Origin of the sequence: Streptomyces sp. yr375 (assembly GCF_900110755.1) — a bacterium.
Lineage (GTDB): Bacteria > Actinomycetota > Actinomycetes > Streptomycetales > Streptomycetaceae > Streptomyces.
On record NZ_FOFF01000059.1, the window covers coordinates 1 to 15438 of the forward strand.

11 protein-coding genes and 1 pseudogene are annotated in these 15438 nt (G+C 71.5%); 6 read left to right on the plus strand and 6 right to left on the minus strand.

Features of this window, described 5'->3' with window-relative positions; genetic code table 11:
- Positions 1-232: 232 nt before the first annotated feature.
- Both BMZ82_RS35065 and BMZ82_RS35070 read left to right on the plus strand, forming a co-directional pair.
- Positions 233-751: pseudogene (locus BMZ82_RS35065) on the plus strand (phosphotransferase); the annotation flags it as partial.
- Entirely contained in the window at positions 748-1092 is a 345-nt protein-coding gene (locus tag BMZ82_RS35070; protein ID WP_143098969.1) for a hypothetical protein, read from the plus strand. The pseudogene BMZ82_RS35065 and the gene BMZ82_RS35070, both read left to right, overlap by 4 nt.
- Here the strand turns inward: BMZ82_RS35070 and BMZ82_RS35075 are convergent.
- The 4 genes from BMZ82_RS35075 to BMZ82_RS35090 are packed head-to-tail and all read right to left on the minus strand — an operon-like array spanning position 1073 to position 4970.
- Positions 1073-1843: a succinate dehydrogenase/fumarate reductase iron-sulfur subunit gene (locus tag BMZ82_RS35075; protein ID WP_093781450.1), complete on the minus strand. Its 771-nt coding sequence runs from the start codon at positions 1841-1843 to the stop codon at positions 1073-1075. The genes BMZ82_RS35070 and BMZ82_RS35075 overlap by 20 nt on opposite strands.
- A complete protein-coding gene (locus BMZ82_RS35080; protein WP_093781451.1) occupies positions 1840-3780 on the minus strand; it encodes a fumarate reductase/succinate dehydrogenase flavoprotein subunit in 1941 nt (646 codons plus the stop codon). Before BMZ82_RS35080 ends, BMZ82_RS35075 begins: the two co-directional genes overlap by 4 nt.
- Before the next feature lie 17 nt (positions 3781-3797).
- Entirely contained in the window at positions 3798-4646 is an 849-nt protein-coding gene (locus tag BMZ82_RS35085; protein WP_093781452.1) for a hypothetical protein, read from the minus strand.
- 33 nt (positions 4647-4679) lie between these two features.
- Positions 4680-4970, minus strand: coding sequence for a hypothetical protein (locus BMZ82_RS35090; protein ID WP_093781486.1), 291 nt, complete (start codon positions 4968-4970; stop codon positions 4680-4682).
- Between the two features lie 352 nt (positions 4971-5322).
- Between BMZ82_RS35090 and BMZ82_RS35095 the strand changes: the two genes are divergently transcribed.
- The 4 genes from BMZ82_RS35095 (at position 5323) to BMZ82_RS42575 (ending at position 13946) form a co-directional block, all read left to right on the plus strand.
- On the plus strand, positions 5323-7587 hold the full coding sequence (locus tag BMZ82_RS35095) for an ABC transporter family substrate-binding protein (RefSeq protein WP_093781487.1): 2265 nt from the start codon (positions 5323-5325) through the stop codon (positions 7585-7587).
- A gap of 162 nt (positions 7588-7749) precedes the next feature.
- Positions 7750-9657 (plus strand): translational GTPase TypA, encoded by a 1908-nt coding sequence (gene typA / locus BMZ82_RS35100; RefSeq protein WP_093781453.1) that lies wholly within the window; start codon positions 7750-7752, stop codon positions 9655-9657.
- A gap of 162 nt (positions 9658-9819) precedes the next feature.
- The gene (locus BMZ82_RS35105) at positions 9820-10326 is read left to right on the plus strand and encodes a DinB family protein (RefSeq protein WP_093781488.1); all 507 of its coding nucleotides are present in this window, start codon (positions 9820-9822) and stop codon (positions 10324-10326) included.
- Between the two features lie 224 nt (positions 10327-10550).
- Complete coding sequence (locus tag BMZ82_RS42575) at positions 10551-13946, plus strand: AfsR/SARP family transcriptional regulator (RefSeq protein ID WP_093781454.1); 3396 nt, start codon at positions 10551-10553, stop codon at positions 13944-13946.
- A 12-nt stretch (positions 13947-13958) separates the two neighbouring features.
- On the opposite strand, the gene BMZ82_RS35115 is transcribed toward BMZ82_RS42575, so the two are convergent.
- Both BMZ82_RS35115 and BMZ82_RS35120 read right to left on the minus strand, forming a co-directional pair.
- Entirely contained in the window at positions 13959-14693 is a 735-nt protein-coding gene (locus tag BMZ82_RS35115; RefSeq protein ID WP_256252276.1) for an AfsR/SARP family transcriptional regulator, read from the minus strand.
- Positions 14694-14856: 163 nt separating this feature from the next.
- Positions 14857-15432, minus strand: a complete 576-nt coding sequence (locus BMZ82_RS35120) for a Uma2 family endonuclease (RefSeq protein WP_093781456.1) — start codon at positions 15430-15432, stop codon at positions 14857-14859.
- Positions 15433-15438: the final 6 nt, after the last annotated feature.

Consider the following 15438-nt stretch of genomic DNA (forward strand, 5'->3'; position numbering starts at 1 on the left):
AGCGCCTGCGGCACCGTCCACGACCGGGACACCAACGCCGCGATCAACGTGAAGACGGCCGCCGGACTGGCGGTATCGGCCTGCGGAGCGCCGGTAAGACCAGAACTCGTTCTGGCACAGCGTGAAGAAACAGGAAGCCACGGATTCCCCATCGGAAACTGTGCCGCGTAGCGGCACAGCAACCGGTAGAGAAGGCCAGAATCCTCGTCCTTCAGGACGAGGAGCATGTCAAGGCAAGGTCGCCGTCGTCGACGCGGGCCTCTCCTCGCACGGCACCTCCTGCGTCCAGGTCGTCCGCGACGGCGCCCTGCGCGACCTCGCCGAGGCCGCCCGCCGGGACGCCCGCGTCAGCGCGCGGCGAGACGAGATCGACGACCGAGTGCGCGCCCTGGCCGCAGCCGTCCGGCCACGCCCCCGGCACACCCTCGTCCACGGCGAACTCGGCCCCGACCACGTCCTGTTGACCCTGGACGGCGAACCGGTCCTGATCGACATCGAGGGCCTGATGTACTTCGACGTCGAGCACGAACACGCCTTCCTCGCCCTGCGCTTCGGCACGTGGTACGACCGGCTCCGCGCCCCCGGCCTCGAACTCGACGAGGATCGGCTGGCGTTCTACCGGCTCGCCCTGCACCTCTCCCTCGTCGCTGGCCCGTTGCGGCTGCTGGACGGGGATTTTCCGAGGCCCGGGCCGCTGCGGGACATCGCTGAGTCGAATCTCTTGCGGGTGTTGGGGATCCTGGGATCATGAGCGGCATGCACTTGGTACTGGTGGGGGTGTCCGCGCTGGCCTTGGTGGTTCTCGGCGGGGGTGGTGTGGCCGGGATCGTGACCGGTTGGGTTGCGCCGTGGGGGCGGTCCAGGGTTTTGCGGCCGAGGCTGTGGGGTTACGGGTCGCTGACCGCCGCCGTCGGGGGAGCGGTGTGGACCTTCGTGGGGCCGCTGAACGGTCCGCCGCACGGCTCGTCGGCCTACGTCGCGTGGGCCGGCTGGATCGTGTTCATGGTGGGGCTGCTGGTTCAGTTCCGCGCCCAGCGTCCCGGGCGCGGCACCCTCCCGCCGACCCTCCCCCCTACGACGACCGCCTCCTGATCTTCGAGCCCAGCCACACCAGTGGGTCGTACTTGCGGTCGACCGCGCGTTCCTTCAACGGGATCAGGGCGTTGTCCGTGATCTTGATGCCCTCGGGGCAGACCTCTGTGCAGCACTTGGTGATGTTGCAGTAGCCGAGGCCGTGTTCGTCCTGGGCTGTGCGTTTGCGGTCCAGGCCGGATGCGTCGGCCGCGTCCAGGGGGTGCATGTCCAGCTCGGCCACGCGCATGAGGAAGCGGGGGCCGGCGAAGGCCGTCTTGTTCTCCTCGTGGTCGCGGACGACATGACAGGTGTCCTGGCACAGGAAGCACTCGATGCACTTGCGGAACTCCTGCGAGCGGTCCACGTCCTCCTGCATCATCCGGTAGTCCCCGGGCGCGACGCCCTCCGGCGGTACGAACGCCGGAATCTCCCTGGCCTTCTGGTAGTTGAAGCCGACGTCCGTGACGAGGTCGCGGATCACCGGGAAGGCGCGCAGGGGTGTGACGGTGATCGTCTCCGTGCGGTCGAAGACCGACATGCGGGTCATGCACAGCAGCCGGGGCCGTCCGTTGATCTCCGCCGAGCACGAACCGCACTTGCCCGCCTTGCAGTTCCAGCGGACGGCGAGGTCGGGCGCCTGGGTGGCCTGGAGGCGGTGGATGATGTCGAGGACCACCTCGCCGTCGTTCACCTCGACCTCGAAGTCGGCCAGCTCGCCGCCCCGCACATCACCCCGCCACACCTTGAAGTGGGCGTCGTAGCCGCTCATTCGTACAGCTCCTCTTCGGTGAGGTACTTGACCAGCTCCTCCTTCTCGAAGAGGGCGAGCAGGTCGGGGCGGATGGGTTCGGTGGTCTCGCGGGTGAGGGTGATCTGGCCGTGGGCGGGGTCCGCCGAGCCCGGGCCGCCGACCGGGTCGACCGGCGCGCACAGCAGGTTGACGTTGCGCCAGCGGCGGTCCATCGTCGGGTGGTCCTCGCGGGTGTGGCCGCCGCGCGACTCCGTGCGCTCCAGCGCCGCCCGGGCCACGCACTCGCTGACGAGCAGCATGTTGCGCAGGTCGAGGGCCAGGTGCCAGCCGGGGTTGAACTGGCGGTGGCCCTCCACTCCGGCCCGCCGGGCCCGTACCCGCAGCTCGGCCAGTTTCTCCAGGGCGTGTGCCATCTCGCCCTCGCGGCGGATGATGCCGACCAGGTCGTTCATCGTCTGCTGGAGCTCCTGGTGGAGGGTGTACGGGTTCTCGGGCGGGCGGCCGTCGGGAGCGGCCGGGCCCTCCGCCGAGAACGGGCGCAGTGCCTCCGCCGCCGCCGCGTCGACCTGTTCGTCGTCCACCGCCGGGCGTCCCCGGTCGGCGAGGTCGGCGGTGTGCCGCGCCGCGTGCAGGCCTGCCCGGCGGCCGAAGACCAGCAGGTCGGAGAGCGAGTTGCCGCCGAGGCGGTTGGAGCCGTGCATGCCGCCGGCCACCTCGCCGGCCGCGAACAGGCCCGGCACCCCGCGCGCGGCGGCCGTCTCGGAGTCGACCGCGATGCCGCCCATCACGTAGTGGCAGGTCGGCCCGACCTCCATCGCCTCGGCGGTGATGTCGACGTCCGCCAGCTCCTTGAACTGGTGGTACATGGACGGGAGTCGGCGGCGGATGACGTCCGCCGGCATGCGCGTCGACACGTCCAGGAAGACCCCGCCGTGCGGGGAGCCGCGGCCCGCCTTCACCTCCGAGTTGATGGCGCGGGCGACCTCGTCGCGGGGGAGCAGTTCGGGGGGACGCCGGTTGTTCTCCGGGTCCTCGTACCAGCGGTCGCCCTCCGCCTCCGACTCGGCGTACTTCTCCTTGAAGACGTCCGGGATGTACTCGAACATGAAGCGTTCGCCCTCGGAGTTGCGCAGTACTCCGCCGTCGCCCCGGACCGACTCGGTGACGAGGATGCCCTTCACCGACGGCGGCCAGACCATGCCCGTCGGGTGGAACTGCACGAACTCCATGTTGAGCAGCGGCGCGCCCGCGAGCAGGGCCAGCGCGTGGCCGTCGCCGGTGTACTCCCACGAGTTCGACGTCACCTTGAACGACTTGCCGATGCCGCCGGTCGCGATCACCACGGAGGGCGCCTGGAGGACGAAGAAACGGCCCGTTTCGCGCTCGTACGCGAAGACGCCCGACACCCGGCTGCCGTCTTTCAGGATGCGGGTGACCGTGCACTCCTGGAAGACCTTGAGGCGGGACTCGTAGTCGCCGGTCTCCTTCCTGTCCTCCTGCTGGAGCGAGACGATCTTCTGCTGGAGGGTGCGGATCAGCTCCAGGCCCGTACGGTCGCCGACGTGCGCGAGGCGCGGGTACTCGTGGCCGCCGAAGTTGCGCTGTGAGATGCGGCCGTCCTTCGTGCGGTCGAAGAGGGCGCCCCAGGTCTCCAGCTCCCACACCCGGTCGGGGGCCTCCTGGGCGTGCAGCTCGGCCATCCGCCACTGGTTGAGGAACTTGCCGCCGCGCAGGGTGTCGCGGAAGTGGACCTGCCAGTTGTCGTGCTCGTTGGCGTTGGCCATGGCCGCCGCGATGCCGCCCTCGGCCATCACCGTGTGCGCCTTGCCGAACAGCGACTTGCAGATGACGGCGGTCCGGGCGCCGCGTTCCCGGGCCTCGATGGCGGCCCGCAGTCCGGCGCCTCCCGCGCCGACCACGACGACGTCCCACTCCTGGCGGTCGACCACGGACATCAGCGGGCCTCACTCATCTAGAAGAACCTCGGATCGTCGAAGACGCCGGACGCGACGAGATACACGTAGAAGTCGGCGAGTGCCACGCTCACCAGCGACGCCCAGGCCAGCAGCATGTGCCGGGCGTTGAGCCTGCCGACCAGCCGCCACGCCCGGTAGCGCACGGGGTGTTTGGAGAAGTGCTTCAGCTTGCCGCCGACGATGTGCCGGCAGGAGTGGCAGGAGAGCGTGTACGCCCAGATCAGCGTGATGTTGAGCAGGAAGACCAGGGTGCCCAGGCCCATGTGACCCCAGCGGTAGTGCTCGTCGCGGAAGGACAGCACGGTGTCGTACGTCAGGATCCCGGCCACCACGATCGCCGCGTAGAAGAAGTACCGGTGGATGTTCTGGAGGATCAGCGGGAAGCGGGTCTCGCCGGTGTACTTCGCGTGCGGCTCGGCCACCGCGCAGGCCGGGGGCGAGGCCCAGAAGCCCCGGTAGTAGGCCTTGCGGTAGTAGTAGCAGGTCAGGCGGAAGCCGAGCGGGAAGACCAGGATGATGATCGCGGGCGAGATGCCCCACCAGCCGCCGAAGAGATCCGCGTTGGGGCCGTGGCGCATGGTGTCGCAGTTCTCCGCCAGGCAGGGCGAGTAGAACGGCGAGACGTACGGCGCCGCGTAGTAGTCGGCGTTCGCGAACGCCCGCCAGGTGGAGTAGGCGATGAACGCCAGCAGACCGGCGGCGGTGGCGGCGGGGGCCAGCCACCAGCGGTCGGTCCGCAGATGGGGCGCGGCGATCGCGGCGCGCCCTGCGCCTCGTACGCCGCTCGAGGGTTGTCGGGGATGGGGACGGGGGTCGGTGGGCGGGGGTTCCGTACCAGTGGCCAACTCAGGACTCCGGTCGGGTCAGGTCGGTTCGGGTCAGGGTGCGTGTCGGTCCCGGGCACCCAGGCCCTCGTCGTCGGTGTCGATCCACAGGGAGTCGTCGTACGGGGTGTCGGGGATGGTGACCAGCTCGGGTTTGCGCGGCGCGGCCGGCTGGGCGGCGGCCTCCCGCAGCAGCGCGAGGCTCTCGCGCAGATGGTCGGCGTCGGTGCGCACCCGGCGCATCTCCAGACCGCCGCCGCCGAGCTGCTGCTCCAGGCGGCCGACGGACCGGGAGAGGTCGTCGAGACTGCGCTGCACCGATGTCAGGTCGTCGTGCACGGACATGACGTACCTCGCTTCCATGGGCGGCTGGGCCCGGGACGGCAACGTTCATGCGCCTGCGAGTGTTGCGCGTCACACCGGTCGGTGTGAAGGCGTGTGCAGCGATTGGCGGATCCGGCGGCCGCGCATGGAGCGGGGCGCCCGCCCTGTTGCTCCGCACGAGTGGCCTTGAACCGCCCCGCCGCCGTGTCGCTTCCGGCAGGCGAACCCTTTCCTCTTCAGTGAGCAATAGATCTGATCAAATCCAAAATACCGCCAAATGTGATCAGAACGCACGCGATCAGAACCCACTTGATCGCAACGCATGTGCTCGGAACGCACTGGCAGCGGCTCCCCGGAGGTACCAGAGATGTCCATGACCCACGACGGCGTCGGCCCGCGCGCGGTCCTGCGCTCGGTCGCCTTCCTCACCGCGGGGGCGCTCGCGGTGCCCCTGCTGGCCGGCTGCGGGTCGGCGGACGAGGCCGGCCGGCCCCTGGCCCGGCAGGACGTGGCCCCCGCCGCCCGCGGCCAGGTCGCCGAGGGCGGCACGCTGCGCTGGGCCGTGGACACCGTGCCGGACACCTTCAACACCTTCCAGTCGGACGCCGACGCCACGACGACCCGGGTCGCCCAGGCCGTCCTGCCCGCGATGTACCGGCTCGACGTGAACGGACGGCCGCAGCGCGACGCCGACTACCTGGAGTCCGCGAAGGTCGTCGACACCGAGCCCAAGCAGGTCGTGCTGTACAAGCTGAACCAGCAGGCCGTGTGGAGCGACGGCCGGGAGATCGGCGCCGCCGACTTCGCCGCCCAGTGGCGCGCCCTGTCGGGCAAGGACAGCGCCTACTGGACCGCCCGCAACGCCGGCTACGACCGCATCGAGAAGATCGAGCGCGGCGCCAACGACCTGGAGGTCCGGGTCACCTTCAGCCGCCCCTACGCCGACTGGCGGTCGCTGTTCTCGCCGCTGTACCCGAAGGACGTCATGGGCACGCCCGACGCCTTCAACGACGGGGCGCGCCGCAAGCTGAAGGTGACCGCCGGGCCGTTCCTCGTGAAGAAGGTCGACCGCAAGGCCAAGCAGGTGAGCCTCACCCGCAGCCCGCGCTGGTGGGGGCGGCCGGCCAAGCTCTCCGAGATCGTGCTGACGGCCGTACCGCGAGGTGAGCGGGCGACCGCGCTGGCCGCCGGCAAGCTCGACCTGGCCGAGGTCGACCCGACCGCCGCGCAGCGCGTCGACGGCGCGGCGAACGGCACGGCAGGACCGCTCGCCGGTCCCGGCTCCGGCCGTACCGCCGCGAAGGCGCTGCGCTCCTGGGCCCTCGCCCACGCCGCCGACGAGGAGGAGTCCGAAAAGGGCGAGGGCGGCGAGGACGCCGAGGACAAGGCGAAGGCCCACACGAAGCTGACCAAGGCGATCGCGCAGTGGGAGCAGCAGCAGAAGGCGCTGCGCGCGTTCGAGGTGCGCCGGTCGCTGGAGCCCGCGTACACGCAACTGGCGTTGAACGGCGCGAACGGGCCGCTGGCGGACGAGCGGGTGCGGCGGGCCGTCGCGCGGGCGCTGGACCGCAAGGACCTGGCCAGGCTCGTGCTCAAGCCGCTGGGCCTGCCCGCGGAGCCCGTCGGCAGCCATCTGGCGCTGGCCGGGCAGGACGTGTACGCGGACAACAGCGGGGCGCTCGGCGGCCAGGACACCACCGAGGCGCGGGCGCTGCTCGCGGACGCCGGCTGGGTGCTCGGCGGGCCGGTCAAGGAGCAGAAGAAGGGCGAGAAGGCGGCCGGGTCGGCGGGCAAGGCCGCGGGCAAGAAGGCCGACGACGACTCGGCGGACGGCGACGGCGGCAAGTACATCGTCGGCGAGGACGACAAGGCCCCCGCCAGGAAGGACGAGGACGACGGGCGGCAGCTCGCCCAGGACGGCAAGCAGTACAAGCAGCGGCTCCACCAGGGCGGCGCCCCCGGCGCCTACGCCCCGAAGGGCACGGCCGCGCCGAAGGACACCGCCTCGCCGAGCGCCACCGCTGCCGCCGCCAAGGGCAGCGCCGCACCGGCCGGGGCCGTGACGAAGGTGCTGGCGAAGAACGGCAAGGCGCTGAGCCTGCGGTTCGTGCTGCCGTCCGGTCCTGGCTCGGAGTCGCTGGGGGCGGTGGCCGACCGGATCACGCGGATGCTGGGCAAGGTCGGCATCCGCACGGAGATCACCAAGGTCTCCGACGCGAGCTACTTCAAGGACCACATCGCCTCCGGGGAGTACGACCTGGCGCTGTACTCGTGGCCCGCGTCCGCCTTCCCCGCCACCGACGCCCGGCCGATCTACGCCAAGCCGGTGCCGGCCGCCGACGGCTCGCTCAGCGTCGAGCAGAACTACACAAGGGTCGGCACCGACCAGGTCGATCAGTTGTTCGACCAGGCGATCTCGACCCTCGACGCGGACAAGGGACGGTCCCTGCTCCGCAAGGCCGACTCCCGCATCTGGGCCGCCGCCGGATCGATTCCCCTCTACCAGCGTCCGCAGCTCACAGCCGTGCGCAAGACCGTGGCCAACGCCGGCGCCTTCGGTTTCCAGACACCCGTCTACGAGGACATGGGCTTCCTGAAGAAGGGCGCGAAGGCCGCCGGGAGCCCCGCCGGGAAGTGAGCGCGAAGTGATCGCCGGATGAACCGTACGGCCCTGCGGAGGCCTACCCCCGCGGGGCCACGTACGATGGGGTGAGGCCGTGGCGTGTCAAGCCCGGCAGGGCCCGCGTAACACAGACGTACGCAGCAGGGTCGCCCTCACACTCCGGGAGAACGCCGCTTTATGGCCACGCGCCACGACATTCGCAACGTAGCCATCGTCGCCCACGTCGACCACGGCAAGACGACTCTGGTCGACGCCATGCTCAAGCAGGCCGGCGCCTTCGCCGCGCACGCCGCCGAGTCGCTCGACGACCGCATGATGGACTCGAACGACCTGGAGCGTGAGAAGGGCATCACGATCCTCGCCAAGAACACGGCGGTGAAGTACCACCCCAAGGACGGGGGGGACGTCATCACCATCAACATCATCGACACCCCCGGTCACGCCGACTTCGGCGGCGAGGTCGAGCGCGGTCTGTCGATGGTGGACGCGGTGGTGCTGCTCGTCGACGCCTCCGAGGGCCCGCTGCCGCAGACCCGCTTCGTGCTGCGCAAGGCGCTCCAGCAGCGTCTGCCGGTCATCCTGTGCATCAACAAGACCGACCGCCCCGACTCCCGGATCGACGAGGTCGTCAACGAGACGTACGACCTCTTCCTCGACCTGGACGCGGACGAGGAGCAGATCGAGTTCCCCATCGTCTACGCCTGCGCGCGGGACGGCGTGGCCTCGCTGACCAAGCCGGAGGACGGCACCGTCCCCGCCGACAGCGACAGCCTGGAGCCCTTCTTCTCCACGATCCTGTCGCACGTCCCGGCTCCGGAGTTCGACACGGAGGCCCCCCTCCAGGCGCACGTCACCAACCTGGACGCCGACAACTTCCTCGGCCGTATCGCGCTGCTGCGCGTCGAGCAGGGCGAGCTGCGCAAGGGCCAGACCGTCACGTGGATCAAGCGCGACGGCACCATGTCCAACGTGCGCATCACCGAGCTGCTGATGACCGAGGCGCTCACCCGCAAGCCCGCCGAGATGGCCGGCCCCGGTGATATCTGCGCCGTCGCCGGTATCCCGGACATCATGATCGGCGAGACCCTCGCCGACCCCGAGAACCCGATCGCGCTGCCGCTCATCACGGTCGACGAGCCGGCCATCTCCATGACCATCGGCACCAACACCTCGCCGCTGGTCGGCCGGGGCGGCACCGGCAAGGGCGCGGAGAACAAGGCGGCCGTCAAGGACCGCAAGGTCACCGCCCGCCAGGTCAAGGACCGCCTCGACCGCGAGCTGATCGGTAACGTCTCGCTGCGCGTCCTCGACACCGAGCGTCCCGACGCCTGGGAGGTCCAGGGCCGTGGTGAGCTGGCGCTCGCCATCCTGGTCGAGCAGATGCGCCGCGAGGGCTTCGAGCTGACCATCGGCAAGCCGCAGGTCGTCACCCAGGAGATCGACGGCAAGACCCACGAGCCCGTCGAGCGCATGACGATCGACGTGCCCGAGGAGCACATGGGCGCGGTCACGCAGCTCATGGGTGTCCGCAAGGGCCGGATGGACAACATGTCCAACCACGGCTCGGGCTGGGTCCGCCTGGAGTTCGTCGTCCCGTCGCGTGGTCTCATCGGCTTCCGTACGGAGTTCCTGACCGGTACGCGCGGCACGGGCATCGCCCACTCGATCCACGAGGGCCACGAGCCCTGGTTCGGCGTGCTGACGACCCGTAACAACGGCTCCCTGGTCGCCGACCGCTCCGGCGCCGTCACCGCGTTCGCGATGACGAACCTCCAGGAGCGCGGCGTGCTGTTCACCGAGCCCGGCACCGAGGTGTACGAGGGCATGATCGTCGGCGAGAACTCGCGCTCCGACGACATGGACGTGAACATCACCAAGGAGAAGAAGCTCACCAACATGCGGTCGGCCTCGGCCGACTCGTTCGAGGCGATCGTCCCGCCGCGCAAGCTGTCGCTGGAGCAGTCCCTCGAGTTCTGCCGCGACGACGAGTGCGTCGAGGTGACCCCGGAGGCGGTCCGCATCCGCAAGGTCGTCCTCGACCAGCGCGACCGCGCCCGCACGGCGAGCCGCGCCAAGCACGGCTGATCCACCAAGTACGGCTGATCCGACGGCCGTTCACGACCGAGGCCCGGGTACCCCTTCGACGGGGGCGCCCGGGCCTCGGTCATGAACGGCGTGAACGGCCGTGAACGGCCCGCCGGGCAATCGCCTCGACAAACGGTCCGGCGGCCGTCCATGCTCGGCGCGATGACGAGAACAGACGACATGCCCACCGCGTGGGACGAGCGCACCCAGCTCACCACGTTCCTCGACTACGCCCGTGACACCGTCCGCGCCAAGTGCGAGGGCCTCTCCGACCCGGACGCCCGCAAGGCGCCCCTGCCCGGCTCGCCGCTGATGACGCCGAGCGGCCTGGTCAACCACCTCCGCTGGGTCGAGTACTACTGGTTCCAGGTCGTGTTCCTCGGCGAGGAGGACGAGGGGCCGTGGACCGACGAGGACCCCGACCGCGAGATGCGTATCGCCGTCGACTTCCCGCTTGCACAACTCCTCGACGAGTACGCCGAACACAGCGCGCGCTACCGGAAGTTGGTCGCCGGGCACGACCTCGGCACCAGGGCGCGGCGGGCCGCGGGCGACGGGCGGCAGGTGGACCTGCGCTGGATCCTCCTGCACCTGACCGAGGAGACGGCCCGGCACAACGGCCACCTCGACATCCTGCGCGAACTGATCGACGGCACGACCGGCTCGTAGCCGCATGAAAGACCGTTGAAGGACCGTTGAAAGACATCGGAAAGGCGTCGGAAAGACGGCTCGCCGAGACTGGTGGTGCGGGGCGGGCGGCCGACGGGGGACATGCGGCGCCCGCCCCCGCTTGGCTTGGCGGTGGCCGGATCCCGCTGGCCCCGGCGGTCCTTGGGGTCTCCTTGGCATGGGTCGGCGTTGCCCGGCCGTCGCCCCTGGACTACGTTCAGTGAATGCTCTCCCCACGGCCCCGGTTCCGCCTGCTCGGACCCCTGGACGTCGAGATCGACGGACGGGCCGTCGTCCTCACCGGCCGGCAACGTGCGCTGTGCACGGTGCTTTTGCTGCACGCCAACCACGTCGTCTCCGTCGACCGGCTGATCCAGTGCCTGTGGGACGACCGTCCGCCCGGCGCGGGCGCGGCCCGGGTACGGGCGCTCGTCGCGGAGGTGCGGCGCGCGCTCGGCCCGGTCGGGACGGAGCTGCTGACCACCCGGCGGCCCGGCTACGTCATGCACGCGGGCCCCGCCGAACTCGACCTGCTGGCCTTCGAGAACCACATCCGGGACGGCTCGCGCGCCGCGTCCGAGGGTGAGTGGCGCACCGCCCGCCGCTGCGGCGAACAGGCCCTCGCGCTGTGGCGGGACGAACCGCTGACCGACCTGTCGGACGTCGCCGTGCGCGAGGCCGAGCGGCAACGCCTCGGCGAACTGCACCTCGTGGCCCAGGAGGGCATGGCCGAGGCGGAGATCGAGACCGGCCGGCACCGGGAGGCCATCGCCGAACTCCTCCGGCTCACCGCCGCCCACCCGCTGCGCGAACGCCCGCACGGCCTGCTGATGCGCGCCCTGCACCAGGACGGCCGCAGCGCCGAGGCCCTGGAGCTGTACTCCGCGCTGCGCCGCCGCATGGTCGACGAACTGGGCATGGAGCCCTCGGCCGGCCTCGGCAACCTGCAACAGCGCCTGCTGCGCGGCGACAGCACCGGCGACAGCACCAGAACCGGAACCGGTGCCATGTCCGGTTCCACCGGCGGCAGTTCAAGCAGCGGTGCGGCGGTGCGGCAGGCCGCGCCACCCGCCCCCGCGCCCGCCGCCGAACGGCCCGTGCCGCGTCAACTCCCGCCCACACCACGCCGGTTCGTAGGCCGCGACCGCGAACTCGACCTCCTCGACGTCGGTTTGCGCACCGCCGAACCGCTCGCCGTGATCGTGGGACCGGCGGGCGTAGGCAAGAGCGCCCTCGCGCTGAACTGGGCCCACCGGGTCGCCGACCGCTTCCCCGACGGTCAGCTCTTCCTCGACCTGCGCGGCTTCGACAACGCCGAGCCGATGACCCCCGAGGAGGCCCTGCCGCTGCTCCTCCAGGGCCTGGGCTGCGCCCCGCGCGACATCCCGCTGGGCGCGGAGGCCCAGACCGCGCTGTACCGGACGCTGCTGGCGGACCGCCGGGTGCTGGTCGTCCTGGACGACGTGGCCGACGCGACGTCCGTACGGCGGCTGCTGCCCGCCTCGGCGGGGTCCCTGACGCTGGTGACGAGCCGCGACAAGCTCAGCGGCCTGGTCACCCTGGACGGCGCTTACCGGGTCTCCTGCGACGTCCTCGACAGCGCCGCCGCGCTGGAGCTGATCAGCGGCGCGGCCGGTGCGGCGGCGGTGGCCGCCGACCCGGAGGCCGCGGCCCGGCTCGTCGAGCTCTGCGACCGCCTGCCGCTCGCGCTGTGCGTCGCGGGCTCCTGGATCGGCGACCGGCCCGGCAGCATCCGCGCCTACGTCCGCGACCTCGCCGACCGGGGCCGGCTGGCGCGGCTGCACGTCGAGGGCGAGGAGTCCGTCGCCGTACGGGCCGCGCTCGACCTGTCCTACGGGGCGCTGCCGGACGAGGCCCGGCGTGCCTTCCGCTGCCTGGGGGTGCTGCCGGGCACCGGCCGTTCGGTGCCGGCCGCCGCCGCTGCCGTCGGGCTCGACGAGCGCGCCCTCGCCGATCTGCTGCGGCTGGCCCAGCGCGTGCACCTGCTGCGCGACATCGAGCACGGCCGCCCGGCCTGGCACGACCTCGTGCACGAGTACGCCCGCGACCGCAGCGCCGCCGAGGACGCGCCCGAGGAGCGGGCCGCCGCCGTCACCCGGGTCCTCGACCACTACTTGCAGAGCGTCGTCAACGCGGCCACCACGGCCGGCCTGTACGTCATGCGCACCCGCCCGGACGCCGTCGAGGGGTCCCTGCCACGGGAGTTCGCCGGGGCCGAGGAGGCGTACGCCTGGTTCGACGGCGAGTGGGACGACATCGCCGCCGCGATCGGCCACGCCGCCGAGCACGGGCCCGCGCCGTACGTGTGGTGGCTGGTGGACGCGCTCCAGGACCTCTTCCACCACCGCCGTCCGCTGTCCGACTGGATGCGGCTGGCCACCCTCGCCCGGGAGGTGGCGCAGCGCGGCGGCGACGAGGTCGGCCAGGCCGCCATGTGCCTGTCCCTGGGCAGCGCCCGCTGGCGCGCCGGCGACCTGCGGGGCGCGCTGGTGGAGTACGAGGAGGCGGAGGAGCTGGCGCGCCGGGCGGGCTGGGCGTACGGCGAGGCGGGCAGCCTCCAGGGCAAGGGCGTCACCCTCAAACTGCTGGGCGAACTGCGCCGCGCGCTGCCCTGCTACGACCGCGCCCTCGCGCTCTACCGTACCCTGGGCAACGTCCGCAACGTCGAGATCATGCTGATCAACACGGCGTCCCTGAACCTCGCCCTGGGCCGCCTGGACGCGGCGGAGGAGGCGGCGCGCGCGGCTCTCGACCTGATCGGCGACACCGTTCACCACAACCGTGCGATGGCCCTCGTCAACCTCGCGCTGATCCTCCAGAAGCAGGCCCGGTTCGAGGAGGCGACGGCGGCGCTGCGCGCCTGCATCGTCGTCTCCCGCGACTCCGGCTCCACCTACACCGAGGCGGTGGCCCTGGAGGCGCTGGGCCGGGTCCGCGCCGACGCCGGCCAGGGCGACCGCGCGCTGCTCGCCTACGAGGACGCCCTCGCCGTCTCCCGGCGGGTGGAGAACCGCAACTGCCAGGTCGACAGCCTGGTCGGGCTCGCCTGCGTGAAACTGCGCGCGGGCCGCGCCGACGAGACGGCCGGACACCTCGACGCCGCGTTCGAGATCGCCGAGCGCACCGGGCACCGCGCGGGCCTCGTCGAAGTCCTGCTGGCCCGTGCCGATCTGGCCCGCGCCCAGGGCCGCCCCGCCGACGCCCTGGACCACCTGGAGCGCGCGGAAGGCCTGGCGGCCGACGGCAACCCGCTCACCCTCCCGCGCGTCCACCTCACCACCGCCCTGACCCTCCTGGACACCGGCGCCCCCGCCGAGGCCGCCGCCGCCGCGGACCGGGCGCGCACCCTGGCCCACAGCTCCGGCCAACGCCTCCTGCACGCCCACGCGACGGCGGCCCTGGCCGCGGCCCACGAGGCGGAGGGCGATACGGCGCTGGCGCACGAGGCGAGGACGGCGGCGAAGAAGTCGTACGCGCAACTGGACACCAGCCCCGAGCCCAGCACCCCCGTCCCCCACCAAAGCCACAGCCACCGTGAACTCCCCCCGGACGCGGAGTCCCGCCTGACCCTGTACCTGACGGACCACTTCGACGGCTGACGACGGCTGACGTCAGCAGGCGGCCCCCGCATAGGTGCTGGGCGGCAGCAGCCGGTGATCGCGGGCGAGGACGCGCTCCTGGAGGGACCGCAGCTCCGGCCCGGGCTCGCAGCCGAGCAGGTCGACCATGCGCTGCCGCAGCACCCGGAAGCAGTCCAGCGCGTCCGCCTGACGTCCGGCGCGGTGCAGGGCGAGCATCAGCAGGCCCGTGACCTTCTCGTCGAACGGGTGCATGTCGGCCAGCCACTGCAACTGCGGCAGGCACTCCTCGTGCCGCCCCACCCGCAGATGCAGCTCCGTGCTGGCGACCAGCGCCTCCCGGTGCTCGCGCCGCAGTGCCACCCGCGCCGACTCCGCCCAGGCCGTCCGCACGTCGGACAACGGCTCGCCCCGCCACAGCTCCAGCGCCCGCGCGTACAGTCCGAGGGCGCTGTCGGCCTCCCCGGCGCGCGCGGCCTGCTGCGCCTGCCGGACGAGCCCCCGGAACCGGGCGATGTCCACTCGCTCCTCATCGATCGCGAGCACGTACCCGCCCCGCTTACGGGCCAGTTCGAACCCGTCGCCGTGCTGCCCGTCGGCCCGCAGCGCCTTCCGCAGCCGGGTGGCCTGGATGTACAGCGCGTCCACCGGATGCTGCGGCCGCCGCTCCTGCCACACCCGCTCGATCAGCACCTCGTCGGCCACGAACGCCCCGGGCGTCCAGGCCAGCGCCGCCAACAGCAGCTTGGTCCCGTGCGGAAGCGGCATCCTGCCCCCACACCGAGCCCACGCCTCGACACACCCCAGCAACTGGATCTCCATGCCGCACCCCCGTACTCGAACCACGCGAGTCACCACAGTGCACGCGAGGTGTTCGGCTGGCGCATGGATCCTGCACGGACGGACGCACGCACGGGGCAGGCTCTTGTGCCTACGGGCGCGTCCTCCCGTAACGAAGGAAGGCGGCGGTCTCCAGCGTCCACGGCCCGAAGGGCACCGTGTCGCCGAAAATGTACGGGTCCTTGTGCTGGTAGCGGTCCTTGCAGGGGTCGGAGTGCACCTCGATGGTCCCGGTGCGGGGATCGACGATCAGATAGTGGGCGATGCCCATCGCGGGGTACTCGGCGAGCTTGTCGCCGTAGTCGTTGTCGGGATTGGACGGGGAGACGATCTCGACGACAGCCAGCACCCGCGTCGCATCGACCGCGAGGCCCTCTTCGTCGAGCACGTCCTCGGGGATCACGACGGCGTCCGGACGCCGCATCCTGCCGATCGCGGGGTGCTCGATCTCGGGACCGTTCGCGCAGATGTAGCCGGGATGCGTGGTGAGAAGCTGCTCGTCCAACTGCTTGCAAATACGCCGGACCGTGCCCTCATGGCGCTTGGACGGGCTCATCATGGCGAGGAACGGCCCGGAAGGCCCGATCTCGACGGTCCAGGACCCTTCCAGGTGTTCGGCGTACGCCGTGAGTTCCTCGGCGATCGTCCGCATCTTCGCGTAGTCCATGGCTCG